Origin of the sequence: Geomonas oryzae (assembly GCF_004117875.1) — a bacterium.
GTDB classification, from domain to species: domain Bacteria; phylum Desulfobacterota; class Desulfuromonadia; order Geobacterales; family Geobacteraceae; genus Geomonas; species Geomonas oryzae.
This window is the reverse complement of sequence record NZ_RAHW01000002.1, coordinates 293041-318815: the sequence shown is the minus strand read 5'-3', so window position 1 is coordinate 318815 and position 25775 is coordinate 293041. Positions and strand designations below refer to the sequence as shown.

21 protein-coding genes are annotated in these 25775 nt (G+C 61.3%); 9 read left to right on the top strand and 12 right to left on the bottom strand.

Annotated features, from left to right (window positions below):
• The first annotated feature begins 58 nt into the window (after window positions 1–58).
• On the top strand, window positions 59–997 hold the full coding sequence (locus D6Z24_RS06110) for a hypothetical protein (RefSeq protein ID WP_129125682.1): 939 nt from the start codon (window positions 59–61) through the stop codon (window positions 995–997).
• Between the two features lie 3 nt (window positions 998–1000).
• On the opposite strand, the gene D6Z24_RS06105 is transcribed toward D6Z24_RS06110, so the two are convergent.
• Together D6Z24_RS06105 and D6Z24_RS06100 are read right to left on the bottom strand one after the other, a co-directional pair.
• The gene (locus tag D6Z24_RS06105) at window positions 1001–1195 is read right to left on the bottom strand and encodes a hypothetical protein (RefSeq protein ID WP_129125681.1); all 195 of its coding nucleotides are present in this window, start codon (window positions 1193–1195) and stop codon (window positions 1001–1003) included.
• Window positions 1196–1339: 144 nt separating this feature from the next.
• The gene (locus D6Z24_RS06100) at window positions 1340–2596 is read right to left on the bottom strand and encodes an OmpP1/FadL family transporter (protein WP_129125680.1); all 1257 of its coding nucleotides are present in this window, start codon (window positions 2594–2596) and stop codon (window positions 1340–1342) included.
• Between the two features lie 224 nt (window positions 2597–2820).
• Here D6Z24_RS06100 and D6Z24_RS06095 point away from each other — a divergent pair, with 224 nt between their 5' ends.
• Entirely contained in the window at window positions 2821–3636 is an 816-nt protein-coding gene (locus tag D6Z24_RS06095) for a class I SAM-dependent methyltransferase (protein ID WP_129125679.1), read from the top strand.
• On the opposite strand, the gene D6Z24_RS06090 is transcribed toward D6Z24_RS06095, so the two are convergent.
• The 3 genes from D6Z24_RS06090 to D6Z24_RS06080 form a co-directional block, all read right to left on the bottom strand.
• Window positions 3624–5558, bottom strand: a complete 1935-nt coding sequence (locus D6Z24_RS06090) for an HD domain-containing phosphohydrolase (protein WP_129125678.1) — start codon at window positions 5556–5558, stop codon at window positions 3624–3626. The genes D6Z24_RS06095 and D6Z24_RS06090 overlap by 13 nt on opposite strands.
• Window positions 5559–5565: 7 nt before the next feature.
• Window positions 5566–7653, bottom strand: coding sequence for a PilZ domain-containing protein (locus D6Z24_RS06085; protein ID WP_129125677.1), 2088 nt, complete (start codon window positions 7651–7653; stop codon window positions 5566–5568).
• 227 nt (window positions 7654–7880) lie between these two features.
• Window positions 7881–10022: a sensor domain-containing diguanylate cyclase gene (locus D6Z24_RS06080; RefSeq protein ID WP_129125676.1), complete on the bottom strand. Its 2142-nt coding sequence runs from the start codon at window positions 10020–10022 to the stop codon at window positions 7881–7883.
• A gap of 560 nt (window positions 10023–10582) precedes the next feature.
• On the opposite strand from D6Z24_RS06080, the gene D6Z24_RS06075 reads away from it, so the two are divergent.
• Window positions 10583–12658 (top strand): ATP-binding protein, encoded by a 2076-nt coding sequence (locus tag D6Z24_RS06075; RefSeq protein WP_129125675.1) that lies wholly within the window; start codon window positions 10583–10585, stop codon window positions 12656–12658.
• A gap of 119 nt (window positions 12659–12777) precedes the next feature.
• Here the strand turns inward: D6Z24_RS06075 and D6Z24_RS06070 are convergent, their stop codons facing one another.
• From D6Z24_RS06070 to infA, 7 genes are all read right to left on the bottom strand, one after another.
• Window positions 12778–14154: a TatD family hydrolase gene (locus tag D6Z24_RS06070; RefSeq protein ID WP_129125674.1), complete on the bottom strand. Its 1377-nt coding sequence runs from the start codon at window positions 14152–14154 to the stop codon at window positions 12778–12780.
• Between the two features lie 211 nt (window positions 14155–14365).
• A complete protein-coding gene (bioA, locus tag D6Z24_RS06065) occupies window positions 14366–15727 on the bottom strand; it encodes an adenosylmethionine--8-amino-7-oxononanoate transaminase (protein WP_129125673.1) in 1362 nt (453 codons plus the stop codon).
• A gap of 94 nt (window positions 15728–15821) precedes the next feature.
• Window positions 15822–16541 carry a dethiobiotin synthase gene (gene bioD, locus D6Z24_RS06060; RefSeq protein WP_129125672.1) on the bottom strand — a complete coding sequence of 240 codons (720 nt, stop codon included), beginning with the start codon at window positions 16539–16541 and terminating at the stop codon, window positions 15822–15824.
• Window positions 16542–16563: 22 nt separating this feature from the next.
• Entirely contained in the window at window positions 16564–17550 is a 987-nt protein-coding gene (bioB, locus tag D6Z24_RS06055) for a biotin synthase BioB (protein ID WP_129125671.1), read from the bottom strand.
• A 215-nt stretch (window positions 17551–17765) separates the two neighbouring features.
• The gene (gene epmA / locus D6Z24_RS06050; RefSeq protein WP_129125670.1) at window positions 17766–18677 is read right to left on the bottom strand and encodes an EF-P lysine aminoacylase EpmA; all 912 of its coding nucleotides are present in this window, start codon (window positions 18675–18677) and stop codon (window positions 17766–17768) included.
• Between the two features lie 3 nt (window positions 18678–18680).
• Window positions 18681–19244, bottom strand: coding sequence for an elongation factor P (efp, locus tag D6Z24_RS06045; protein ID WP_129125669.1), 564 nt, complete (start codon window positions 19242–19244; stop codon window positions 18681–18683).
• A gap of 155 nt (window positions 19245–19399) precedes the next feature.
• The gene (gene infA, locus D6Z24_RS06040; protein ID WP_129125668.1) at window positions 19400–19618 is read right to left on the bottom strand and encodes a translation initiation factor IF-1; all 219 of its coding nucleotides are present in this window, start codon (window positions 19616–19618) and stop codon (window positions 19400–19402) included.
• Window positions 19619–19799: 181 nt separating this feature from the next.
• Here infA and D6Z24_RS06035 point away from each other — a divergent pair, with 181 nt between their 5' ends.
• From D6Z24_RS06035 to D6Z24_RS06010, 6 genes are all read left to right on the top strand, one after another.
• Window positions 19800–20192 (top strand): hypothetical protein, encoded by a 393-nt coding sequence (locus D6Z24_RS06035; RefSeq protein ID WP_129125667.1) that lies wholly within the window; start codon window positions 19800–19802, stop codon window positions 20190–20192.
• Window positions 20185–21501 carry a 23S rRNA (uracil(1939)-C(5))-methyltransferase RlmD gene (gene rlmD / locus D6Z24_RS06030; RefSeq protein WP_129125666.1) on the top strand — a complete coding sequence of 439 codons (1317 nt, stop codon included), beginning with the start codon at window positions 20185–20187 and terminating at the stop codon, window positions 21499–21501. The genes D6Z24_RS06035 and rlmD overlap by 8 nt, the downstream gene beginning before the upstream one ends.
• Window positions 21502–21537: 36 nt before the next feature.
• Complete coding sequence (locus D6Z24_RS06025; protein ID WP_129125665.1) at window positions 21538–22641, top strand: tetratricopeptide repeat protein; 1104 nt, start codon at window positions 21538–21540, stop codon at window positions 22639–22641.
• A gap of 26 nt (window positions 22642–22667) precedes the next feature.
• The gene (locus tag D6Z24_RS06020) at window positions 22668–22943 is read left to right on the top strand and encodes an HU family DNA-binding protein (protein ID WP_129125664.1); all 276 of its coding nucleotides are present in this window, start codon (window positions 22668–22670) and stop codon (window positions 22941–22943) included.
• A gap of 135 nt (window positions 22944–23078) precedes the next feature.
• Window positions 23079–24749, top strand: a complete 1671-nt coding sequence (locus D6Z24_RS06015) for a Na/Pi cotransporter family protein (protein WP_129125663.1) — start codon at window positions 23079–23081, stop codon at window positions 24747–24749.
• Entirely contained in the window at window positions 24746–25648 is a 903-nt protein-coding gene (locus D6Z24_RS06010; RefSeq protein ID WP_129125662.1) for a Ppx/GppA phosphatase family protein, read from the top strand. The genes D6Z24_RS06015 and D6Z24_RS06010 overlap by 4 nt, the downstream gene beginning before the upstream one ends.
• Window positions 25649–25775: the final 127 nt, after the last annotated feature.

Below are 25775 nucleotides of genomic sequence, written 5' to 3'. Positions count from 1 at the left end.
GGGTTCTATTGATGTATGTTCCCAGCAGTTTGACCGATTTTGTCAAAGGAGCTTACCCGTGCAAATCCGCATCGTTATCGCCGCATCCATCATCGGAGCCGGCTTCATCGCTTCCCATGCCATGGCTTCTGAAGCCCCGGCCGCTTCCCCTGCAGCTGCAATTCCGGCTGCCGTGGTCATGCCGCAGACCGGCGACCAGGCCGCAACCATAGCCGCACTCACGCAGGAGAACGCGCTCCTTCAGGAGAAGCTCAAGGCGCTGCAAAGCTGCAGCATCACCTCGACCGATCTTGCCGCGCGCAACAGCAAGAGACTCAAGGAGATCACCGCTGACGTGCGTGCCCAGCGCCAGGCGATGGCCGATTTCGAGAGCTACGTCAAATGGATGTCCGGTCACGTCGCCGGATACTCCAAGTACATCCAGGCCGGCTCGGTAGCGGCTCGCTTCGCCAGGGTGTTGCCGATCCCCTACGCGGGACAGGCCTCGCTCTTCACCAAGTTCGTCTCCGACGCTGCGGTTTCCCTCGGGGCCGCCTCGGTCTCCATCAACAAGTATCTCGGCACCTCACAGCAGTTCCTGACCCGCGCGGATGCGCTCGATCCGAACAAGCCGAACTACGCCCAGGAGGTCTCCGACCTGGTCCGTTTCGCCGACCAGGATCTTCTCAAGGGGATGACGGACGTGCAGGAGCGTCTGACGACCACCTCACAGCTCTCCACCTCGTCGCTCTCGTTCCTCGAGAGCCTGAACCACTATGTCGGCACCACCGACGAATACTGGAACAAGACGAAGGCGCTTCTGAAAAGCGACGACAAGGCTGAGAAGAGCTTCCTCGCCGAGAGCACTGCGGCCCTCAAGAACAAGGCCCAGGTGTTCAACACGAAACTCACGCTCTTCGATGCGACGGTCAAGAAGACCTCGCCGCAGATCAAGGCGCTTGTGGCGTACGACGACCTGGTGCGGAGCATGGATCCGAGATTCGCGAAGCTCAAGTAGTTCTCAATCGCCGGAAAGTAAAAGTTTTGCCACCAAAAGTAAAAGTTTTTGCCCGGAAAGTAACAGTTTTGGTCCAAAAAAAATCAGTTTTTGCTCAAAAGCAATTGTTTTTGCTCGAAAAGCAATTGTTTTTACCTGAAAAGCAATTGTTTTTACCTGAAAAGCAACTGTTTTTACCTGAAAAGCAACTTTTTTCACCTGAAAAGTAAAAGTTTTTGCATCAAAACTTTCGGCTTTGCTCTGAAAAACAACGCTTTTTGCCTAAGGCTGCAAAATCTTTGGAAAAGAAAAGGCCTCTCCCGTCAGGGAAGAGGCCTTTTGCCATTAATATGCGGAATTTCCCTAGAACTTGTAGCCGACGGAGACCGCCACAAGGTGTGCGTCGTTTTCGTACTTGCCGTTCGCGGAGGTTTCGTCAACTCCGTAGAGCGTGTTGTGCTTGCTCCGGTTCTCGTAGAGCTGATAGGCGTAGGAGAGGGCGACGGTGACCGGCTTCAGGTTGAGATCCGTGCCGACGCAGAAGACGTGGGTCTTGGCATCGGGGATGGAGGGATCGAAGGTGCTGTCGGGTACCGCGGTGTCGCCGTACACGTAGCCGGCCAGGAGGGCGACGGTGTCGTCATACTGGTACCTGCCGCCCAGGTTGAGCCCCCAGCTGTCCTTCCAGTTTCTCGGCGTCTCGGTCTTGAAGCCGTTGTCTTGCTGGATGCTGAGTTCCTTGAATTTGGACCACCCCTCCCAGCGCATACCAGCCTCGAGGGTCAGTCTGTCGATGCCCTTGAAGGCGACCCCGGCGGTGAATTGCGGCGGCAGTGTGAGGCTGGTCTTGCCGCCGCTGTTGAAGGCGCTTACCGGCAACACCGGGCTGGAGAGGGTGGCGTCGCCTGAGATGTCGACATGTACCTGGCTGCGGTACGAGGCTCCCAAGGTGAGGTGCTCGCAAACGTCGTAGGCCGCGGCAAGGTTGTACCCTATGCCGGTACCGTCACCCTTGAATTTCACGCCGATATCGTACCCCCCCGGCATCCCATATGCGGCCAGACTGGAAGACGGCATCATGCGCTGCAGCGTGGCGTCGAGATAGAAGACGTCCAAACCTGCGGCCACGGTGAGCGAGGGGAGGACGCGGTAGGAGACGACCGGGTTGAAGTCGAAGGTGGTGAGTTCGGACTTGGTCGCGATGTAGCGGCCGTCCCACCCGTTGCCCCACTCGGTGCCGAGGCCGAAGGGATTGAAGACGCCGAAGCCCGCGCTCAGTTTGTCGTTGAATTTGTGGGTCACGTAGAAGGTGCTCGGAAAGAAGGCGGCATTGTCGGAGGTGGAGTTGCTGCCGACGGAGCTCGTGTACTCGCGGGAAGAGAAGATGGCAGTGGTGCCGACCTGGAGCTGGGTCCCCTCCAGTTTGTTCATCAGTGCGGGGTTGTAAAAAATGGTGCTCGGGTCGCTCGCGTGGGCGGTGACCGCGTTCCCCTGTCCCAGCGCGGACGCGCCGTGGGTGAATACTGCGTAGCCGGCGGCGTGGGCTGCGGACAAAGCTCCTGCTCCGAGTGTGACCGCCGAGGCAAACACGCCGGCGATCAGGCTCTTCCTGTAGTTCATGGATCCTCCTCAAGGATTGATTTCATTCGACGGAACCTTTTGCACCGCCCTAGGGCAGGCGGCATTCCAATTACCATAGCCTACCAATCTTGTAAAGCTTGCATGTGGCGGGCTTTGTCGTGACTGTGTGCTGAGCAGCTGGGGCATGCCCAACTGCCTGATTGACGAATCAGCGGCATATGTGATAAACCCTAATGATTCGAAAAGCTTAACAGGAGCGTTTGATGCAGTCAGACCGGAAGTACCTGATGGAGCACGCGGATGAATCGCTGCGGCTCGACATGAAGACCGACAACGCCGTTACCGGGGAGCAGGCACGCTGGGCGGGGCTCGCACCCGGGATGAGCGTAATCGATATCGGCTGCGGCCCGGGCAAGACCACGGCTATGCTCGGCGAACTGGTACAGCCAGGGGGGAGGGCGGTCGGCGTCGACTTCTCCGAGGAACGCATCGCCTACGCCCGCGAACACTACGGCTCGGACACCGTGAGTTTCGAGCGCTGCGACCTTTACCAGCCGCTCAACTACCTGGGGCAGTACGACTTCGCCTGGTGCAGGTTCTTCCTCGAATACCACCTCTCCAACTGCTACCAACTTGTGAAGAACATGTCCGAGGCGGTGAAGCCGGGAGGCATCCTCTGCCTCATCGACCTCGACTACAACTGCCTCAGCCACTTCGGCCATTCACCCCGGATGGAGCGTGCCGTCGCCGCAACGATCAGGAGCCTCGAGGTGAACGACGACTTCGACCCCTATGTCGGCCGCAAACTCTACTCTTTCCTGTACGACCTGGGCTACGAGGACATCGACGTGCAGGTCGGGGCGCATCACCAGATCTTCGGAGAGTTGAAGCAGGTCGACGAGTTCAACTGGACCAAGAAGGTCGAGGTCGCCGCCAAGAGGTCCGGGTACGGTTTCGACGAATACGCCGGGGGATACGAGGAATTCCTCGAGGAATTCCGCAGCTTCTTCGCCAACCCGCGCCGCTTCACCTACACGCCGATCATCTCCTGCCGCGGACGCAAACCTCAGGCTTCCTGAGCCGCTTGCCCCTCATCCTGTTCCGCCGCTCTCATGCGGCAGGTGATGAGCGCCTCGACGATGTTTCTGTCGAAATGGCTTCCGGCCCCTTCCCGGAGCAGCCGGAAGGCATCTTCCGTCTTCATCGGATCGCGGTAGTGGCGCTGCGAGGTGACCGCCTCGTAGAAGTCGGCAACGGCGATGATCTTCGCCCCCAGCGGTATGTCCTTTCCCCTTAATCCTTTCGGGTAGCCGGTCCCGTCGATCTTTTCGTGATGGGCGCCGGCTATCTCCGGCACCTCGCGGTAGATCCCTTCGAAGTTGACCTGTTCCAGGATGTCGCGCGTCTTGTGGCAGTGGGTCTTGACGATCTCGTACTCCATCTCCGAGAGCCGCCCGTTTTTCTTCAGTATCGCGTCGGGGACCCCGATCTTCCCGTAGTCGTGCAGAAGCGCCGCCACCCTGATCATCTCCCGCTCCGCCGCCTCAATGCCCAGCTCTTCGCAGATCTCTTCCGAGTACTCGGTGACCTTTTCGGAGTGACCTGCGGTGAGCGGGTCCCTGGCGTCGATGGATGCCGCCATGACCTTGAGAAACGAGCTGAACTGGTTCGACTTCGCCTCGTGCAGCTTTGCGTTTCTTATGCTGATGCCGATCACCGGCGCGATCCCCATCAAAAGCGAGACGTCGCTCTGCACGAGCGGCCGCTTCGACTTCAGGTTGTCGACGGCGATGATCCCGAGCGACTCCCCCTCGCATATGATCGGGCAGCAGATGAAGGTCTGGGAAAGGAGTTGCTTCGCGAAGTTCTGGCTCTTGCCGGAGAGGTTTCCTTCGATCTCCTTCACGTCGGCGACCAGGAAGGGGCGCTGCTCACGGAAGGATATGACGAACACCCCTTTGGAGTCGGGGCGGTCCAGGTGGAAGGTGGTCTTTCCGAGGAAGGCGAGCTGTTCGTCGTGGTATCCGAAGCCGGCCTGGAATACGAGCCGCGTCTTCTCCGGATTGGAGAGCAGGATGAGGCCGCGGCTGTAGTCCAGGCGTTTCTCCAGGATCTGCACCACGTTCTGCAGGATGTCGTTGACCGCGGTCTGCCTGCTGATCACCTGCCCGATCTCGTTGGTGACGAGAGCGTTTGTGTAGTTGATCTCCATCTTCTTGAAGAGGTTGTCGCTCAGGTCCTTGAGGCTTTTCTGGCTGGTGAAGAGGGCGGTCTTCTCGCTGCGCAGGGAGCCGATCTTCAGGGCGAGGAGCAGGGAGAGCGCCCACGGGGCGAGGAGGTAGACCGACCTCATCTGACCGGCGCGGAAGCAAAGAGCCGTCACGAGAAGGATGACGACGAAGGCGTAGTTCCTCGCGTAGCGCCAGAAGTTGATGCTCGACTTCTCCCAGGTGACTATGTACCGGCACACCGGGTCGCCGTTGAAGATGCACTCCGGATGCTCGATGCGGGGAAGCTTTGCCTGGAACAGGCTCGCCACCGCCTCGAAGAAGCCCATCCTGTTCTGGCACTGGAACGGCTCCTCCTGCGTGCCGGGCCTCGGGGTCACGATGATTTCATAGCTGTTGCTGCTGATCTGCCTGGAGGTGTAGGTGGAGGAGCGGACGAGGTTGCAGTTGACGGTATCGCCGATGAGGCTGAATGCGCGCGCGAGCCCTACGAGCCCTAAGAAATAGAGCCTGAGGATGCCGATGGCGTCGGGGGAGGCGGCGTAGCGTCCCGCTTCACGGGCGATGTTTTCATTGCCGGTAAGCTTCAGGAGGCGTTCGTAGAAGAGGTTGACCTGCTCCTGGGTGAACCAGTGCCCCGGGTCGGCCACCTCGAGCGGGGTCATCCCGGCGTAGCTCAGCAGTTCACCGACGTTGATGAAGTTGTACCGGTTCTTTATCAGCTTTATGTACGTGTCGATGATGCTGCTGTTGTATAACGGATCGTTCATCATCTGTTCCTTAAGTGCCTTGAGCCGACTCTGTTCCCTGCGTCCTTCTGTGCCTGTTGCGGTTGTGGAGGTCACCTAGGTACTTGATGAACTTGGAAGTGTGGGTCTGGATGTTGAACGCCCAGAGTGTGTACTTGCGTTCGAACGGGAGACTTGTGTGCTCGGCGTAGCTCGCCGGGTAGACGAGTACCGGCAGGTCGTTTTGCTGGTACTTGTGCGTGATGATGGACAGCGCTATGAGCAGGATGTCCTTGGGGAACTGTTCCTGGTCGATGATCAATACCGTGATGCAGTTGGTCAGGTCCGAGAGGTTCAGGCCGATGTCGGAGATGTTGACCATGACGACCGCCTTGGCCGTCCCGCCTCTTTTTAGCGTGTAGAGGTGCCGCTCCAGCTTGAAGCCCGCTTCCCGGTAATCCTGCGCGAGTTCGCCGCAGTCGCACCCGGGCTCCAGATCGAAGGCGTTCAGCATGAGGCCGCCTGAGTGCTGCTCGTAGAAGGCCTCGAGGTCGAACAGGTCTTCCCGGGTCGTGCGGGTGAGACTCCACGGGCCGGAGAAGTTCCAGTTGTCCGAGAAGGTGCGGTGGTAATGGAAGTAGGCGAAGGTATCGATGGAGCAACCCTTCTTGTCCCCCATGGCCTGCACCGCTTCGCCGAAGACCCGGTTCGGGAATTTGTTGTCCGGGCGGTAGTAGCAGATGAGGTAGTCCATCTTCGACGACTTCAGGTTGTAGGAGTCGTTGGTTGAGTGCGAGAGATGGTTCAGCACGATGAGCCCGCCGAGGCTCGACTCCGCCTTGTTCGAGGCGTGGTGGTGCACAAGCCAGCTCCCCCGGTAAAAACGGAGCATCGCCAGGTGTCCGAGGATGGTGCCGTGCTCCTGGTAGACGAAGTGGCGCGCGATGCTCGGATTCTCCGTGTAGAGGCGGCGGTAGGTCTCCTTCAACTGCGCCTTGTTCGCCTGCACGTAGTGGTACTTCTCCGGGTAGATGAAGCCGCTGTCGAAGAAGAACTGCCACAGTGCGTCGAGGTCGATCTGCGTGCTGATATAGGAGTGCTTGTCCTTGGCCAGGTAGAGAATGGAGAGCAGGCTCACATGGTCGCGGATGTCCATGTCGAGAAAGCACAGCCCGCACTTCACCAGGGAGGACTTTTCCTTTAACGGCTTGTCCTCGCGGTAGATCACCTGTGCGGAGCACCTCGTTGCGAAGCCGTTGCCGATGCGCAATTCCAGGTCGGGGATGATCATCCCCGGCAAAAGGACGCTCGACTCGAAATCCTCGCACACGGAAAAGCCGGAACCGGAGATGTCCAGTACCTTCAGGTCGATGTTTCTGTGACTGAAGGGGTGCCTGAATACGGCATTGGGCAAGGGGAGCAGTTCGTGGCGGAGGCTGCGGACCTCCTTCGCCTTGAAGCGCCTCATGTGGGCCTGCAGCGGTTCCAGGACGTAGATCCTGCGGCTGTTCCCGAGCGTCTGGGTCGCGATGCGGCACTCGGCCGAATAGAGGGTGGTGTGGTCGTCGCTGAAGATGACCTGCACCGGCGCTTCGTCGTTGATCCAGTTGAAGTTCCTGCTGCCGTCTCCCGTCGCCTCGACCCTGAAGGAGAGGGCGCTGAAATCGAGCAGGGTACCGTTCAGGCGCGCACCGTTTTGAAAGAGCTCGACGGCGATTCCCTGGCAGGGGTGCCGGCGCGACTTCCGGTAGTTCACCTCGATGCATTTGTCGGGAAGGAGGAAGGTGGCGCCTTCCTCGTCGATGCTGATCAGCTCGGGCTCGGCCATGATGAGCCGGTGGCCGCTCACGACGAATATGTTGTCGAAAACGCAGCCGACGGTCGACGCGTTCATGGCGTCGGTCGTGATCCAGCGGCATTCGAGCTTGTTGTTGAGACAGGGGAGGGGAGCCGCCTCGATGGTTACCGTGCGGGGGTACTTCGTGTGCCTGAAGTTGACAAGGATGGATTCTTCCTGGAAGTTGATGAAGTTCAGTTTGTTGATCAGTTTGTTTAGACCAACTTCCTTTTCTGAACCGGGTGCAAATTCTATTACTGTATCTGGCCGGGCAAATTGAAGAATCTTGCTGGCGTCTTTCATCAGTACCTCACATGGCGACAGGAGAAAGCAAAGGCTGTGCTGCCGAATTCAACCGGGACCGGCGGCTGTCAGCAGAGCGCAAAGCATGCTTCCGAAGCGCGATGTGATTATTAGCACGATTCGTACACATTTTCACTAATAAAACGCCGTGTGAAGCAACAAAAATACAGCAGTAGCCGAGGTTGTTTCAGGAGGGAAGGACGTTGAGCGTTCAGCTTGAGGGGACGTCATCCTTTGGACTGCAGCGAGGCCTCCAGGTAGGCGTTGAAATCGAGGGTTTTAGCGAGGGAAGACGCGCCCTGGCGCGGCTCCACGTCGACGCTTTTCTCGGCTTGCGGCGCGGAGCTTCGCGCCGCGACGGTGCGGTTTCTGCCGCGCGCCTTCGCCTCATAGAGCGCGACGTCGGAGGCGTGCACCAGATCGTGGAAGGTCCGGCCGTCCTCGGGGAAGGAGGCGACGCCGAGGCTTGCCGTCAGGCGCCTCAGCGGAATATCGCTCTCGCCTGGGAAGCGCTTGCCCTCGATCTCGGTGCGGATCCTCTCGGCGACTATCATGGCCTCGCTCTTCGAGGTCCCTGGAAGGACCGCGCAGAACTCCTCGCCGCCGTAGCGCGCGACGATATCCATCTCGCGCAGCGAGTCCTTGATGATGTCCGCGGTGATCTTGAGCGCCTCGTCCCCGGCCAGGTGCCCGCAAAGGTCGTTGTAGCTCTTGAAGAAGTCGAGGTCGATGAAGATGATGGTGAGGTTCAGGCTGTGGCGCGTGCTGCGGTTCAATTCCTCTTCGAGCCTGCTCTTCAGGAAGCGGCGGTTGTAAAGTCCGGTGAGGGCGTCGGTGACCGAAAGCTGCTCGAAACGTTCGGACTCCTCGAGCACCTCGGTGCGCTCGATCATGAGCGAGGCCAAGTTCGCGAACGAGGTGAGGAGCTGCAGATCCCCGTTGGTGAAGGGGCGGAGGTTCTTCTTGTCCGAGAGGTTCAAGACCCCGATCACCTTGTCCTTGAGTTTCAGCGGGATGCAGATGAGCGATTTGGACTTGAAGCGGAGCCGGTTGGCCATGGCGACGCGGCTGTCCTTCTCCACGTCGTTCACCAGGAGCGGCTGCCCGGTCTTCGCCACCATGCCGGCGATCCCCTTGCCGACCTTCAACTGCAGGCAGCGGGCGATGTTGAGCGTCATGCCGAGCGTGAAGACGATGTGCATCCCCTCGCCGTCCTTGTCGATCAGCATGATGGAACCCTGGGTTGCCTCGATCAGGTCGGACGCGATCTTCATGATCGCCTCGTAAAGCTGCTCCTTGCTGTCGATCTGCAGCAGCGTGTCGGTGAGCGACATGAGGCGCTCGGAGAGGGCGTTTTCCTTGGAGCGTTCCGCGTCCTTCACGATCCAGCGCATTTTGGCGGCCATGGCGCCGGTCAGCATGTTGACGAGCATGGCCGAGTTCTGCGGGATATCGCTCTCCGGTAGCGCCAAAAAGCCCAGCCGCTCCCCTTGCGACTTGAGAGGGAAGAAGGCGCACATGGCGGCGTTGAGCCCGGGGAGGGCGGCGCGCATCTTGGCGTCGCAGGGGACCGCTTTCCCCCCCTTGGCGGGCGCCAGGAACAGGTGCAGGGACTCGGCCGGAACGACCCCGATCTCGTCGGGCATCCCCCACACGCCGGTCACCGGATAGGATTTACCCTCGGCGTCTGGGAGCGCCACGGCGATGCGCGGGACCTCGAACTCGGCGGCTATGGTCTCGCAGCCGATGGCGACGCAGGCGGTGACCGAGGTACATCGGTCGATACGCTCGAGCGCCTGGGAGACGGCCTGAAGGCGCTGGTCGGTGACCGATTCGCAGGGAGCGGTGACGATCTGCGGGAGGGGGGGGCTTGCCGTCGGGAAGCGGTATTGCTCGATGGCGCGCCCCACTTCCTGAGCGACGTTTTCCACCTCTTCGTAACGCGCGGTGTGAAGCGATTCCACGTAGGGGAGCAGCGAAAAGGCATCCCCGCCCCCTTCGGTTCGGGAGAGGGCGGCAAGCTGCCACAGGTCGATGGACTCGTCGCGCACCCCGTCGCCCACGAGGCAGCAATCGTCGCCCCCGACGCCGAAGGGGATGAGAAAGCCGAGGAAGCCGCCGCCGTAGCGGCACACCGACGGAGTTCCCTCCTCGAAGAAGACGTCCATGTTTTCTTCGAAAAACTGGCGGGATACGTCGCGGCAGAGAGGGTCTTCGATGATGGTGGAGCAGGTTTCGAAATGTTGACAGGACGCGACGGCGCCGTTACGCCTGCGGTACAGGGTAAGGCTGTAGTGCGCGAGGGAGGGAAGCTCCTTCAGCTGCACCAGCAGGTCTTGAAGTGGTATGTCAGCCGTTTGCTGCGCCACGTTCCAGTCACTCCGGTTTGAAAGTTGCTTTTCACGGACGGCCGGCGTAACGGCCGCGCCCGGAATCACATCATAAGTGCACGTTTTGCGCCAAGGTCCGCCCTCTGTGTTTCGATCAAAAGGGCACAAGCTCCTTCATCAGCGGCGGACATTACATCTTGATAATTACCGGTTTCTTCGACTTCACTCAACGCCGCCAGACGGGAAACTCACTGGCGAAAGTTGATAGGGCTCACTGCATTTTGGGCTATGTTAATATTATGAACCTCATCCATAAAGTCAGTATTTTAAATCACATATATCGCAGTTTTATCTGCTGATATCAGGGAAGGGCCGGGCTACACCACAACATCGCCCTTGCGCGGCCCACCAAATAGCGAACTTGTCACGCCTGAGCCTTGGCTGATTAAAAGAACCTTTGTCTGGTGGAGCCCCCCGACGCCGGTTGACAGTGCGATATTCGCCTTGAATCTCGTGAGAAATAATTTGATTGATTCCCGCGCATTTAGCCGGTAAACTCCACGCTCCGTTGAAGCGTTAAAAGGGCATGGAATCCAGCGTTGCACGATACTCCGCTATACAACAGCCGCATTTTCGACTCTTACCTGAAGCTCCTCAGGCAGAAATACCCCCACATCGACACGGCGGCACTCCTCGCTCACGCCGGTATGAAGCCGCACGAGGTGGCCGACCCCGGGCACTGGTTCACGCAGCGCCAGGTGGACCGGTTTCACGACCGGCTGGTGCAGTTGACCGGCGGGCGCGGCATCGCCCGTGAGGCTGGCCGCTACGCCGCATCTCCTGAGGCCCTTGGGCCGCTGCGCTCCTTCATGCTCGGCATGGTGGGGCCCGAGTACATCTTTCACTTCATCAACAAGGTCGCCCCCAGGTTCACCCGCTCTTCACGCTGCACGCACCGCAGGACCGGTTCCCGCGAGATCGAGGTCACGGTGGCCTTCAACGAGGGGGTGCGGGAAAATCCGAACCAGTGCGAGAACAGGATGGGGTTTTTCGAGGCCGCCTTTCTCGTTTTCGGCCACGACTTCCCTGAGATCGAGCATACCGAATGCGTCTTCAACGGCGGCGAGGTCTGCCGGTACCTGATCAGGTGGCGCCCCTCACTGACTGCGCGCCTGTTGCTCGCACGGCGCATCACCTTCATCGCTTTGCTCGTTCTCTGCGTCTCCACCTTCTTTCTGAGCCATTTCCTGCTGGAGCCGGTCCTCATCTGCAGTCTGGTTTTCTACCTGCTGCTTGCCCTGCTCGGCAACCGTGTCGAGCGCAAGGACCTGCTTGCCTCGCTCACCAGCATGCGCAATTCCAGCGAAAAGCTGCTTGCCCAGGTACAGGAGAACTGCGACAGCGCTCTCACCATCAACGAGATCGGCAAGGTGATCTCGACCCGGACCGAGCTTGAGGACATCCTTGCCAGCGTGAACCAGGTGCTGCACAAGCGCCTAGGCTACGGGCGCGGCATCATGGTGCTGGCGGACAAGGAAAAAAATGCGCTTTTGCTGCGCGGCTGTTTCGGGCTCTCCCCGGAGGACGAGGAGAAGATCCGCCGCATCGAGCTTCCGCTCGACGACTCGGTCGCGCCCGGGGTCATCGTCAGCTGTTTCCGCACCCAAAACCCGATGCTCGTCGACAACATAGACGACGTGAGGGACCAGGCGATTCCCGAGAATTTCTCCCTCTTCGTGGCCCTCGGGGTACGCTCGTTCATCTGCGCGCCCATAGTCTGCGAAGGCGAAGCCCTGGGTGTCCTTGCCGTCGACGACGCGAACCGTGACGGTGGGCTGCTGCAAAGCGACCTGAACCTGATCCAGGGGGTCGCACCGGTGATCGGGGTCGCTATCCGCAACGCCATGCGGCTTGCCAACGAGCGCAAACTCTCCGATCAGCTGAGAAAGGCCTCGGAACAGTTGGAGCGGCGCGTCTCCGAGCGGACCGCTGAGCTGAGTCAGGCCTACGCTGAGCTCGAGTTCCTCTACGATTCGGTGTCGCATGACCTGCGCACCCCGCTCAGGGTGATCTACGGGTACGGGGAACTGCTCCTCGACGGTTACGGGGGGCGGCTGGACGAGACGGCGCGCGATTACCTCGCGAACATCATCAGCGGCGGCGAGCGGATGGAAGCGACGCTTGACCGGATGCTCGACATATCCGAGGCGCGTATTGCTCCCATCAAGGAGATCTGCGTTGATCTGAGTGCGATGGCGCAGCGTATCGTGGCCGAATTGAGGGTTACCGACGTAAAACGGGCCGTCTGCGTTGAGATCGAGGAAGGGGTGCAGGTGAACGGCGACGAGAAGCTCCTCGCCAGCGTGATGGAGAACCTACTGGGGAACGCCTGGAAGTACAGCGCGGGGAAACCGGAAACCGTGATCTCTTTCGGCAGGCGCGACGGGATCTGCTACGTGAAGGACAACGGCGTCGGGTTCGACATGTCGCAGGCGAACAAGCTCTTCCTGCCATTCCAGCGACTGCACCACGGCTCCGATTTCGCCGGACACGGCCTGGGTCTCTCCATGGTGCGGCGCATGATCGAGCGCATGGGGGGGACGGTATGGGGCGAGGGGAAGCCCGGCGAGGGGGCGACCTTCTACTTCACCATCCCGCCGGGTGACACCCCTTAGCCCAGCTTTATCAGTGAATTCCGGGGGATGGCTGAAAGTGTTCCCACGAAGCGCGGCAGGTGACCTCGCGCTCCCCCCTTTGCGAAGGGGGGACGGGGGGGATTTGCTTTTGATGAACCTTAGCCCACCTCTTCGTACTCGCGCTCGCGGAACTCGACCCCGAGCAATAGCGCAAGCTTGCGCACCTTCTCCACGTCCACCCCGGGTACCGTGACCGCGCTCGCCGTCACCTGCGGCACGTACCGCGGCGCCTCGCGCAGAAACTCGCACACCCCCTTAAAACCGCCCCCTCCGAACGGGGTATTGCAGAGCCTCTCGTACTCCTCGGCGTCCGACGCGTTGAGGCTTACCGAGAGCGCGTCGACGAGCCCGGAGAGCTCCGGCAGCACGTTCCTGCCGTGCACGAGGTTCGCCTGCCCGTCCGTGTTGATCCTCACCTTCAGTCCGCGCCGCTTCAGCTCTGCCGCCACCTCCTTGACCAGATCAAGCCTGATGAGCGGTTCCCCGAAGCCGCAGAACACCACCTCCTTGAAATCGGAAGCGGCGTCGACGGCCGCGATCACCTCGGCGTAGTTCGGCTCGTGCGAGAGCTTCAGCTCGTGTCCCTTTACCGAGAGTTCCTCGAATTTGGGGCAGAAGGTGCAGCGGTTCGAGCAGCGGTTGGTGATGTTCAGGTAAAGCGAGTTTCTTATCATGTAGGCGATGGTGTCGTCCTGCGCCGGCGGTTCAATCCGGAAAAGCCTGCGCGTGTTGAACGAGGTGATGCGCCCGACGTCGTCCGGCGATAGTCCCTTCAGTTCGGCGACCTTCTCCGCCGCGAAGCGCACGAAGGCCGGTTCGTTGCGCTTGCCGCGGTGCGGCACCGGCGTGAGGTACGGCGCGTCCGTCTCCACCATGAGCTTCTCGATCTTCACGCCGCGCACCACTTCCCTGAGCGCCTCGTTGGAGGGGTAGGTGATGGTCCCGGGGATCGAGATCATGAAGTTCATGTCGATGCAGGTGCGGGCCATCTCCAGGTCGCCGGAGAAGCAGTGCAGTACGCCGCCGACCTCTTCCGCCTTCTCCTCTTTCAGGATGGCGAGGATCCGGTCGTGGGCGTCCCGGTCGTGGATGATGAGCGGCAGCGCTAGTTCGCGCGCCATCCTGATGAAACGGCGGAACACCTCTTCCTGGGCCGGACGTGGGGAGCGGTCGCGGAAGAAGTCGAGCCCCACCTCGCCGATGGCGACGACCTTCGGGTTGTTGAGGGCGAGCTCGCGCACCGTCTGGTAATCCGCCTCGGTCACCCCCTCTGCGTCGTGGGGATGGATGCCGACCGAGCAGTAGATGTTGTCGCGCGTCTTGGCGAGTTCGCAGGCGGCGATGCTCGACTCCATGTCGGCGCCTACCGCCATGATGGTGCCGACACCCGCCTCTTCGGCGCGCGCCATCATCTCCTCGAAATCCTCTGCGAACTCTTCGCCGTATATGTGCGAATGGCTGTCGATCAGTTCCATGAAGTGCTCCTTGAGCTTTGAATAGGGGACTGGCTCCGCAGGTGCCTGTCCCCCTCGGCCTCGTCTCCGTCCGTGGTTTCCCCGCCCCCAGAGGGGGAGGGGTGTGCATGGAATAAGCCGCCGAAGGCGGAGGAGGGGGCAAGGCGGAAGTTCTATTTATACTGGATGGTTGCGCGAGACGCCAGATGTTTCTGCCTGGCATGGCAGCGCACTATTCGGTCACGCTGCGGATGGATGCCTCGATGCCGTCCATGAGGATGGCGAGCTCGTCCATGGAGATGGAAAGCGGCGGGAACACGACGATCACGTTGCCCAGGGGACGCAGGAAGAGGCCGTGCTTTCTCGCCTCCATGATGACTCTCACCCCGACGCGCTCCTCCCAGGGATACGGCTCGCGGGTGTGGCGGTCCCTGACCAGCTCGATCCCGCCGATCATCCCTTCCTGTCGCACGTCTCCCACGTGGGGGAGTTCCATGAGCCGCTGTAGACGGTCCTGGATGTAGTCGATCTTCTCGGGAAGCTGCTCCAGGAGGCGCTCCTTTTCGAAGAGATCGAGGCTAGCGAGGGCCGCGGCACAGGCGATCGGGTTGCCGGTGAAGGTGTGGCCGTGGAAGAAGGTCTTGAGCGCGCTGTAATCCCCCCAGAAGGCGTCGTAGACCTTGCGGGTGGTGAGCGTCGCGGCAAGCGGCAGGTATCCCGCCGAGATTCCTTTCGATATTGCCATGATGTCCGGCGTCACCCCTTCCTTGCCGCAGGCGAACATGGCGCCGGTGCGCCCGAAGCCGACGGCGACCTCGTCCGCGATCATGAGAACGTCGAAACGGTCGCAAAGCTCACGCACCCCTTTCACGAAGCCGGGAGGCTGGACGATCATCCCGCCTGCGCCCTGGACCGAGGGTTCTATCACGAGTCCCGCCAGCTCGTGCGCGTGCTCCTCCATGAGGCGCTCGAGCTCTTTAAGGCAGAGCAGGCCGCATTTGGTGCAGTCCCCCTCCGGCGAGAGCGGGCAGCGGTAGCAGTAAGGGGAGGGGGCCATGATGGTAGGGAAGAGGAGCGGCGCGTAGACCTCGTGGTAGATGGCGATGCCGCCCACGCTCATCGAGCCGACGGTGTCGCCGTGGTAGGCGTTGTCGAAGCGGATGAACTTCTTCTTGTCCTTGTTTCCGGTCTGCTGCTGGTACTGGAAGGCCATCTTCACGCCGATCTCCACCGCAGTGGAGCCGTTGTCGGAATAGAAAACCTTGGCGAGTCCGGAAGGAGCGATATCGATCAGGCGCTTGGCGAGAAGGGCCGCACGGTCGTTGGAGAGGCCCAGGAGGGTCGCGTGCTCGAGCCGGTCCACCTGCTCCTTGATCGCGTCGTTGATCTCCTTTTTGCAGTGGCCGTGCACGTTGGTCCAGATGGCCGCCACGCCGTCCAGGTAGCGGTTGCCGTCCGAGTCGATGATGTAGGAGCCCTCGCCCCTGGTGATGATGATGTTTTCCGCCCCCTCCCACTCGCTCATCTGGGTGAAGGGGTGCCAAAGGTAGTCGCTGTCGTAGCGCCTGAGAGTTTCCGTATCCAGTTCGACCACGTCATTCCTCCTGAAAAGGTTCTGCCGCCGCACCGTAAAGGTACCGGCGGCAGCGCCAAGCGTTGTCAATCGTCAACCGTCAATTGCCGATTGGTTATTCGAACATCTCGCGCAGCATGATCCCCGTTGCCGGGTGCTGCAGCAGACGATCGGTGACCTGGGTCACCGTCTCGCGCTCGTCGGCTCCCTGGATCTCAGGGAAGAGGCCTAGGAGCTGAGAGCCGGAAAGGGAATCGATCATGTGCGGCGCGTAGGACTCGGCCTGGTCCGGGGCGTCCGGGTAGCGGTTCACGATGACCCCTTTCACCTTCAACCCCATGGTGCGTGCGGTGAAGGTGGTGAGCAGGGTGTGGTTGATGGTGCCGAGGTTGGGACGCGCCACCACCACTATGGGGAGCCCCAGGTGCAGGGCGAGGTCGGCGACGAGAAGTCCTCCGGCGAGGGGGACCATGAGCCCGCCGGCCCCTTCGACGATGACGAACTCGTGCTTCTGGGCGAGCCGGTCGTAGGCCTCCTTGATCACCTGGAAGTTGATGCGGACGCCGTCCTGGCTTGCCGAGACCGAAGGGGCGAGGGGGGCTCTGAGTAGGTAGGGGGTGCAGTCCGGCGTAACCGGCACGCCGGCTCCGAAACAGAGGAGTTCGGCGTCCTCGGAGACGAGCTTTCCGTCCCGCTCGATGCAGCCGCTCGTTACCGGCTTCATCACGCCGACGCTGTGTCCCATCCTCCTGAGCAGCATGGCGATGGTCGCCGACGCGATGGTTTTTCCCACACCGGTATCGGTGCCGGTGATGAAGATGCTTTTTGCAGACATGTGGGTTCCTTTCCGCTTCGTGCTAATGCGCGCACATCACCGTGGTGAGGCCGAGATCGCTGAACATGGTCAGATCGGTGTCGACGTTGCGCCCGAGCGTAGTGAGATAGTTGCCGATCATGGTGCCGTTGGCGCCGGCGAAGAAGATCCAGGACTGCAGGTCGCGCAGGTTCTTTTCCCTGCCGCCGCAGATGGTGATGCGCTTCTCCGGCAGGATCAGGCGGTACACGGCGATGGTCTTGAGACATTCCATGGCGCTGATGAGGGCGGCCCCCTCGAGACGGGTCCCGTCGATCGGGTTCAGGAAGTTCATCGGCACCGAGTCGACGTCGAGCTCCTTCAGCGTGAAGGCCATCTCGACGCGCTGTGCGGCGCTCTCACCCATGCCGAAGATCCCGCCCGAGCAGACCTTTACCCCCGCTTTCTTCACGGCACGAACCGTCTCCACGTCCTCGCGGTACTCGTGCGTGGTGCAGATGTTGGGGAAGAAGCTCTCTGCGGTCTCGAGGTTGTGGTGATAGGTGTCCATCCCGGCGTCCTTCAGCTTGAGCGCGGTCTCCTCGTCGATGATCCCGAGCGAGCAGGAGGGGAGGATGGTGGTTTCCTTGCGGATGCGGCGCAGCGCGGCGAGGATCTGTTCCAGTTCCTGCCCTTTCACCGTGGTGCCGCTCGTGATGATGCCGAAGCAGGCGGAGCCGTTGGTCTCGGCCGTCTTGGCGCACTCCACCATCTGGTCCTCCTGGACCAGCGGGTAGACCGGCGCATCGGTTGTGTGGTGCGAGGACTGGGCGCAGAAGGCGCAGTTCTCAGCGCAGCGGCCGGACTTCGCGTTGATGATGGAACAAAGATGTACTTCGTTGCCGACGAAGTGTTCCTTGACGCGGGTGGCGGCGCGGAACAGGTCGTATATTGCCGAGCCCTCGGCCTCGGTGAGGCGGACGGCCTCCTCGGGCGTGATGGAGCCGCCGGCGATGATCCTTTGTGCAATTTCAGCGATGAATTTTTCCATGAACGATCCTCCAGCAGGTCGTGTATCACGCCGAGAAGCTGGTTGTCAACCTCTTCGAGAAATGTGGTTGACGATTTGTGATGCCGGTGTGGTGGGGGGGGGATCCATTCACCGGACGCCACTCGTTGCCGGTTCATACTCCTCCCCCTGGAGGGGGAGGTTGGGAGGGGGAGTGCGCAAGGACAGGGACTGCTGAACGCACGGGACGCGCTTGACTAGAGCTCTTCGGTGGTGAAGGCGACGACGTCGTCGATGCAGTCGGCGTCAAGGAGCACCATGACCAGGCGGTCGAGCCCGAGGGCGATGCCGGCCGCCTCGGGCATCCCGGACAGCGCGGCGAGAAACTTCTCCGGCATCGGGTAGGTCCGCTTCCCCTGCGTCGCGCGCTCGGCCGTTTCCGCCTCGAAGCGGGCACGCTGCTCGACCGGGTCGATCAGTTCGGAGAAGGCGTTGGCGATCTCGAGCCCGCCGATGTAGAGCTCGAAGCGCTCCGCCACCGTTGGGTCGGATGCCTTGAGCCTCGCGAGGGCCGAGCAACTGGCGGGGTAGTCGTAGATGAAGGTGGGACGCGTGAGGCCGAGCTGCGGTTCGATGCGCTCCACCATGAGCTCGTCGAAGCTCCCGTCGGCAAGAGCCGCCTCGGCCGTGGTGTCGGTGTGGCGCAGGAAAGCGTCGCGGACCGTGATCCGCTCCCAGGGAAGCGAAAGGTCGATCTTGTGGCCGCGGTAGTCGATGCTTTCCTTCCCGGCGGCGGCACGGACCAGTTCCTCGGTCTCGGCCATGAGGAAGAGGTAGTCCGCCTGCGCACGGTACCACTCGAGCATGGTGAACTCGCTTAAGTGGCGCGAGCCGCGCTCGCCGGCCCGCCAGCAGCGGCAGATCTGGAAGATGCGCGGATAGCCCGCGGCCAGAAGGCGCTTCATGCAGAGTTCCGGGGAGGTCTGCAGGAACCAGCCGTCGCTGGGGATGGCGTCGATCTGGGCCTCGGGGGCGGGAGCAGGTATGCGAAAAGGGGTCTCGACCTCGAGATACCCCTTTTCATGGAAAAACATCCTGATCCTGTTGAAGATCGCGCCACGCTGGGCCAGGGCCTGTGAGCGCCTGGCCAGTGGCCAACTTCCCGGCATCCGTTACCCCTTCACCCTGGTGGAGTACTCGCCGGTACGGGTGTCGATGGTGATCAGCTCGCCTTCCTCGATGAACGGCGGTACGCGCAGTACGTAGCCGGTCTCGACGGTGGCCGGCTTGGAGTCGCTGCCGGAGGTGTCGCCCTTGACCCACGGGTCGGTCTGCACGACGCGGAGGTTGACGAAGTTGGGAACCTCGACGCCGATCGCCTTCTCCCTGAAGAGGAGCACGTCAACCGGGAGGTTGTCGATCAGGTAGTTCTTGGCGTCGCCCATGGCGTCTTCGCTGATGTGGATCTGCTCGTAGGTGGTGTTGTCCATGAAGCAGTAGTGATCGTCTTCCTTGTAGAGGTACTGCATCTTGCGGTCCTCGAGCTGTGCGGGCTCGAAGGTCTCACCGGAACGGTAGGTGCGGTCCAGGGTGGAGCCGGTGATCATGTTCTTCAGCTTGGTGCGGTAAAGAGCCTGCCCCTTGCCCGGCTTCGCGAAGTCGAAGTGGGTGATGATGTACGGCTCGTTGTCGATGGCGATCTTCAGGCCTTTTCTCAGATCGGCTGCAGTGTACATAGGTTCTTCCTCGTTCTAAATTGGTATTTGGATAGGGCTCTAGCGTGCGGCGTGGGCGGCGCGCGCTAAACCGGTATCGGGTCTATGTTATCCGTATTGCCTTGCAGCGAAGCTGAGTGTGGCTGGGACAGACGCCGGTGACGTACGGGGGAGGACTACTTGGCGCGATAGGTGATGCGGCCGCGGCTCAGGTCATAGGGGGAGAGCTCTACGGTGACCTTGTCGCCCGGCAGGATCTTGATGAAGAACTTCCGCATCTTGCCGGAGATGTGTGCCAGCACGATGTGGTCGTTTTCCAGCTTCACCTTAAACATTGCGTTGGGAAGCGGCTCTATGACCGTCCCTTCGACTTCAATTGCTTCTTCCTTGCTCATTTTCGCTCCTGGCGGTATGTGTGGCTTGTTTTAACAACAGGCGAGTCTACAAATATTTACTTAAAAAAGCAAGCTGGTTTTCGCCGTCTGCTCCATTTTCCTCACGGTATCATCGCTATTTACAGAACACCCATAACATGCTAAAAAAATGACGAGATTTCTGCCAGAGGTGTCCTTTTACATGTCAAAACTGATCAGGGAGATCCCGCTCTCCAACGGGCTCACCGTTCGTTTCTTCGATGCGTCCCGCCGCTACTTCGGCGACTACCACCAAGTGAGGGTGAAGATAAGCTGCGACGTGCCTCTCACTCAGGACCTGTTTCAGGATGAGGCGTCCTATGAGACAGCCTTAAAGCTTCTCGGCGCCTGTGTCAGTTACCAGAAAGAGATCGAGCATCAGGGCGTTGCCGGCGCCTCGGTCGAGGAGACCGTCGACCGGGTGATCACCCATTTCGTAGAGCACTCCCTCGATTATTTCAGTGGTTCCGGTTTCCCTAAAAAACTCGCGCAGGCCGAACTCGTCAAGGCCCAGGGGCGCAAAAGAGGGTTCATCCCGCGGGGCGTCCATGGCTGAGCACGAGGTCTCCATCGACAGCCTTTGCTACGGCGGTGCCGGGTTCGCACGCCTCGACGGCAAGGCCTGTTTCGTGCCTTTCACTGCACCGGGAGACATTGCCCGCGTCCGTGTCGTCAAGGAGAAGCGCTCCTTCGTCGAGGCAGAGCTGCTCGAACTTGTGACGGCGTCCCCGCTGCGCATCGAGCCCTCCTGCCCGGTGTTCGGCGCCTGCGGCGGCTGCGACTGGCAGTTCCTTTCCTACGTCGACCAGTTGGCGAGCAAGGGGACCATTTTCACCGACACCTTGAGCCGCATCGGGAAGGTGCCGCGCGAGGTGGTCCTCCCGGTTTCCCCCTCGCCGGAGTGCTACGGCTACCGCTCCAGGGTCCAGTTGAAGGTCTCCCGGTACAAGGGCGCATTGAGGCTTGGTTTCTTCCGCACCGGTTCCCACGACGTAGTCGACTTCGGCGCCGGATGTCCCCTGGCCCACGAGCTGTTGAACCGGATGGCGGGTGAGCTCCGCTCTCTTTTGTCGCGGCTGCCGCGCGGCGAGGCGGTACAGCAACTCGATCTCGCCGTGGGCGACGACGGGGAGGGGATCGCCATCCTGCACTGCCGCGAGGCGCGGCCGGAGCAGATGGCGGAGGAGCTTGCCGCCGCACGCGATGTCATCCCGTCCGTGTCGGGAGCGTACGTGAAGGGGGGGGCGAAGGGGGAGTTAATCCGCGCCTTCGGCATCGATTCCCTGAGCTACCGCATCCCGGCCGACCTGTTTCCGGGGGGACGGGAGATGCGCCTTCGTTTCAGTCGCGGCGGCTTCTCCCAGGTGAACTACCGGCAAAACCTCGAGCTCATCCGCACCGTCTGGGAGTGGGCGGCCCTCACCGGCAAGGAGCGGGTGCTCGATCTTTACTGCGGCAACGGCAACATCTCAATCCCTCTTGCCCCTTACGCCGCCGAGGTCTTCGGGGTGGAAGGGTTTGCCCCCTCGATCCAGGACGCGGCGGCCAACGCGGAGGCAAACGGGGTCGACAACGTCTCGTTCCAGGTAAGCGACGCGGCACTCGCGGTCCGGCGTTTGGCGAAGCGCAAGGAGAGGTTCGATCTTGTCGTCCTAGACCCGCCTCGCGCGGGAGCCGAAGCCGCCGCAGAACTGGCCCTGCTCGAACCGCAGCGGATCATCTACGTCTCCTGCGATCCGACGACCCTCGCACGCGATCTCGCGCAACTGCAAGGCGCCGGCTATCGGGTCGCCCGGTCCAAGCCGGTCGACATGTTCCCGCAGACGTACCACCTAGAAAGTGTTACCGAACTCATTCGAATGTGATCTGAGTTTGTTATTTCCACCATTATCGGAGGCTGCATGTTTTTCGGACTGTTCGGCAAGAAGGATTTTCGTCACTACCAGAACCAGGGTGCGAAGCACCTCGCGGCGGAGCGTTTCGCGGATGCCCGCGTCGATTTCGAGGAAGCGCTGAGGCTTTGCCCCGAGGACGCGACGCAGGACGCTGCGGCGATCCGTGAGGGGCTCACCCTTGCCTGCGACCGCTTGGGCGAGTTGAACCTCCAGGAAGGGGAGCACGCCCTCAGGGCGGGCGAGGCGCAAAAAGCCTACGACCACTTCCGGCTTGCCGCCGATCTCGCCGTCGACCGCGGCATCAAGTCGCGCGCCGAGGCCGAGGCCCTGAAACTCGAGCAGCCCGCGGCCGCCCCAGCACCGGCTGCTGCTGCCGCCGGCGCAGCTGGCGGCGCTGCCGCCGGAGCTGCCGCGGCACCGGCTGCGGCACCGGCCGGTGTCGGCAACTACAAGCCGCACAGCGGCGGCTCCTGCACGAGCTGCAAGGGGCATGGCGGGCACCACCACGAGGAGCCGGCACCCATGGGAATGAGCCTCTCCGAGGAGGATCAGTTCTACCTCATGGTCCAGCCGCTCCCCGGCGACCTGCCGGGTCGCTATGCCGAGATGGGGCCGAAATTCGCCCGCGCCTACCTCCTGATTCATGAGGGTAACGACCGCGACGCTTTCACAATTTTGCAGGAAATGTTGTTATCTGGTGAAAATGACATTGTATTATACGAAGTGGCACTTATAATGTTCAGGGGCGGCCAAATTCATGAGAGCGAAAAGCTCCTGAATCGTGCTCTCGCCCTCAATCCGCAGAACGCTGCGGTATACCTCGCGCTGGTCCAGCTTTACGCAGGCGGCGGGGCTTATCCGCAGGCCATGGCGGTCGTGGAGAAGATGCTCGAGCTTGACATCCTCCCCGACCAGGCTCAGTTCATGCTGGGCGAGTTGCACGAGACCACGGGCAACACCGAGCGCGCCATGGAGCTTTGGACCAAGTCGCTCGAGCATCCGAGCGTGGCGCGTTCCGCCGCGGAAAGGCTCATTCCGATTCTCAACGGGCAGGGACGCACCGACGACGTGAAGTTCCTGACCAAAAAATATTTAAAGGGTTGTTGTTAAAGCAAGTGGTTCCCCGGAGGTGGACAATGAACAAATCAGAACTCATTGAATCTCTCGCTGCCAGAAAAACCCTCTCCTTCAAGAAAGCCGAGGAGGTGGTCAACGCGGTCTTCGCTTCGATGACCGAAGCCCTGCTGTCCGGTGACCGGATCGAGATCAGGGGCTTTGGAAGCTTCGTGGTGAAAGAGTACGACGCCTATACCGGAAGGAACCCCAAGACAGGCGAATCCATTGCAGTAAAGGCCAAGAAGCTTCCCTTCTTCAAGGTCGGCAAGGAACTGAAGGAAAAGGTCTCCGGTTAGCAGAAGCTTCCCTCGACGTCCGCGGGATCCGAAGATCTTCGTAGTCACCATTGCGCCCGCCGGCTTCCCGCCGGCGGGCGCCCATTGTTTTTGTAGCTGTAGTACAGCTTTTACAGAGCCAGAACCGGCCTTGCCATGTTTCCCACCTTTTGGTCGTATATCGTAGAGGCCCTCGGCGGCCTCGCGCTCTTCATCCTCGGCATGCGGACCATGTCGGAGGGGCTGCAAAAGGTCACCGGAGAGCGTCTGCGCCGCATCCTCGAGCGCACCACCGGAAACCGCCTCACCGCCCCTTTGCTCGGCAGCTGTCTCGCATCGCTGCTCCAGTCCGGCCCGGCTGCTTCGGTGCTCGTGGTAGGCTTCGTCAACGCGGGCCTCCTCTCGCTTTACCAGGCCCTGGGCGTATTGCTCGGCACCGGTATAGGCACCACGCTCGCCATCCAGTTCATCGCCTTCCGGGTCTCCGCGCTCGGGCTGCCGGCCATCACCCTCGGCGTGTTCTTCAGCTTCTTTTCGCGCAGCAGGAGGCTCTCCAACCTTGGCCGGATGCTCCTTGGCATCGGTCTCGTCTTCTTCGGCCTTTCCATCCTGGAGGGGGCCTGCCTGCCGCTCAGTGAGAGCGCCATCATCGCGGGTCTGCACCAGACGCTCCCTTCGCTTCGCCTGGTGGCGGTCCTTATCGGCGCCCTTCTTACCTTCGTGGTGCAGTCCGGCAGCGCCACCCTCGGTATCGTCATCGCACTCGCCTCGGCCGGTGTCCTCTCCTACGATTCCGCCATCGCCATGGTGATTGGCGAAGTGGCGGGTGCGGCGCTCATCCCGCTCATCGCCTCGATCGGCGGCAGCCAGACCGCGAAACGTGCGGTGATCATCTACCTCGGCATCAGTTGGGGCGCCATCGCGCTCGCGCTCATCTTTTTCCCGCTGTTTCTGCGCCTGGTCGGCCAGGTCTCGCCCGGCGACCTGACCCTTCTGCATCAGGGGGCTCCGCCTGAGGCGGTGGTGCAGGCCATGCGCCCGCATATCGCCCGGCACCTGGCCAACGCCCATACCATCTTCACCGTCGCGTCGCTGCTCGTGTTTCTCCCCACCATCGGCTTCTTCGCCCGTTCCGCCGAAACGCTCCTCCCGACGAGACGTTCCGAGAGCGAGCCGAGGCCCCGCTTCATCGACGTGCGCGTCATCAAGACGCCGACCATCGCCCTCGTGCAGGCGTGGAACGAACTGGCCCGCATGGGGAGCATCGCGGCCTCGATGTACGCCGACCTCGTTTCCCAGTTCGACGGCTTCAACCCGAAGGTAGCCGCCGCGGTACGGGACAAGGAGGTGGTCCTCGACGTCCTGCACCGCGACATGTCCCAGTTCCTGGTGGCCCTTTCGCGCGAGACCCTCTCGCTCGAGCGCGCCGTGGAGATTCCGGCCATGCTGGAGCTTGTGAACGAGATCGAGCAGGTGGGTGACCACATCGAGGCGGTGCTTAACTACCTCATGCGCAAGAAGGAAGAGCGATTGCGTTTTTCGTCGACCGCGATGGACGAGTTGAAGCGGTTTGCGGCGAGCGTGGGCGATGTGGTTAAGCTTTGCGAGGCGGTCCTGAAAGGAGAGGACGCCCCCGACATGACCCAGCTAAAGCTTGAGATCGCATCGCTTGAAAGCGAGCTGCAGGCAAGTCACCTGCGCCGTCTGAAAAGCGGCAAATGCAGCATCGTCTCCGGGCTTTTGTACGGCGACATGATCACATCGTTCTCAAAGGTCGCCCAGCTCGGTTTCTCCATGATCAACCAAAAGAAAGGAATAACCCCATGACCGAAAAAGTAGCCTCCATCGACCTCGGCACCAACACCGCGCGCCTCCTGATCGCCGGCCGGGATCCCTACCGCCAGATCCTGCTGAAAAGGATCATCACCAGGCTTGGGGGGGGCTTTACCAGGGAGTTCGGGCTCTCGGAAGAGGCGCAGTTGCGCTCGCTTGCGGCTCTCAAGGAATTTGCCGCCGACATGGCGGGACACGGCGTCCGTCGCGTGAGAGCCGTGACGACTTCCGCGGTACGCGACGCCAAAAACGGCGCGGAGTTCTGTCGTCGCGTGCAGGAAGAGACCGGCATCACCCTCGAGGTGATCGACGGCAACGAGGAGGCAGTCCTCACCCTCAGAGGGGTCGCCTCCATCCTCGACAACAAGGACGAGGATCTTGCCGTTTTCGACGTCGGAGGGGGGAGTACCGAGTACACGCTGGCCGCGCGGCAGCAGCCTTTATTCTCGCGCAGCCTTCCCATAGGGGTGGTGCGTCTCACGGAAGGGAAGGGGAGCGTCGCCGCCATGGAGGACAAGATCAGGCGCGAACTCGAAGGGCTCAAAAGGGAACTTCAGGGGGAAGGGCATCTCGAGCGTTTTGCCGCCGCGACCCTGGTCGGCACCGCCGGGACCGCTACCACCCTGGCCGCCATCGACCTCGGCATGACCGACTACGACTACCGCCGGGTGAACAACCACACCCTGCCGCTTGCGAAGGTCGAGGCGATGTTCGAGCGGCTGCTTCCCCTGACGCCTCAGGAGCGCCTCCTGGTGCCGGGACTCGAGCCGGGGAGGGAGGACCTCATCGTCGCCGGAGTGCTGGTGGTGCTGACCACCATGCGCGTCTTCGGTTTCGAAAGCTTCAAGGTGAGCGATTCCGGACTGCTGGAAGGGGCGATCCTCGGGGTCTAGCTGCGGCGGGGTTTTTTGACAACTTTCAAGGCGGCGTCTATACTCATTAACACTTCGGCCACCTACCGCTCATTATTTGCTGTCCGGCCGTGCATCCTTCGGATCCCGGTTCAGCCTTCTCCGCCCC

Excerpts from the sequence above, each read along its gene's own strand:
- bioB (WP_129125671.1), bottom strand. The coding sequence starts at position 17,550 with ATGGAAAAATTCATCGCTGAAATTGCACAAAGGATCATCGCCGGCGGC.
- D6Z24_RS06070 (WP_129125674.1), bottom strand. The coding sequence starts at position 14,154 with ATGGAACTGATCGACAGCCATTCGCACATATACGGCGAAGAGTTCGCA.
- D6Z24_RS06095 (WP_129125679.1), top strand. The coding sequence starts at position 2,821 with ATGCAGTCAGACCGGAAGTACCTGATGGAGCACGCGGATGAATCGCTG.
- epmA (WP_129125670.1), bottom strand. The coding sequence starts at position 18,677 with ATGCCGGGAAGTTGGCCACTGGCCAGGCGCTCACAGGCCCTGGCCCAG.
- bioD (WP_129125672.1), bottom strand. The coding sequence starts at position 16,541 with ATGTCTGCAAAAAGCATCTTCATCACCGGCACCGATACCGGTGTGGGA.
- efp (WP_129125669.1), bottom strand. The coding sequence starts at position 19,244 with ATGTACACTGCAGCCGATCTGAGAAAAGGCCTGAAGATCGCCATCGAC.
- D6Z24_RS06025 (WP_129125665.1), top strand. The coding sequence starts at position 21,538 with ATGTTTTTCGGACTGTTCGGCAAGAAGGATTTTCGTCACTACCAGAAC.
- D6Z24_RS06100 (WP_129125680.1), bottom strand. The coding sequence starts at position 2,596 with ATGAACTACAGGAAGAGCCTGATCGCCGGCGTGTTTGCCTCGGCGGTC.
- infA (WP_129125668.1), bottom strand. The coding sequence starts at position 19,618 with ATGAGCAAGGAAGAAGCAATTGAAGTCGAAGGGACGGTCATAGAGCCG.
- rlmD (WP_129125666.1), top strand. The coding sequence starts at position 20,185 with ATGGCTGAGCACGAGGTCTCCATCGACAGCCTTTGCTACGGCGGTGCC.
- D6Z24_RS06020 (WP_129125664.1), top strand. The coding sequence starts at position 22,668 with ATGAACAAATCAGAACTCATTGAATCTCTCGCTGCCAGAAAAACCCTC.
- D6Z24_RS06015 (WP_129125663.1), top strand. The coding sequence starts at position 23,079 with ATGTTTCCCACCTTTTGGTCGTATATCGTAGAGGCCCTCGGCGGCCTC.
- D6Z24_RS06010 (WP_129125662.1), top strand. The coding sequence starts at position 24,746 with ATGACCGAAAAAGTAGCCTCCATCGACCTCGGCACCAACACCGCGCGC.
- D6Z24_RS06085 (WP_129125677.1), bottom strand. The coding sequence starts at position 7,653 with ATGAAAGACGCCAGCAAGATTCTTCAATTTGCCCGGCCAGATACAGTA.
- D6Z24_RS06090 (WP_129125678.1), bottom strand. The coding sequence starts at position 5,558 with ATGATGAACGATCCGTTATACAACAGCAGCATCATCGACACGTACATA.
- D6Z24_RS06035 (WP_129125667.1), top strand. The coding sequence starts at position 19,800 with ATGTCAAAACTGATCAGGGAGATCCCGCTCTCCAACGGGCTCACCGTT.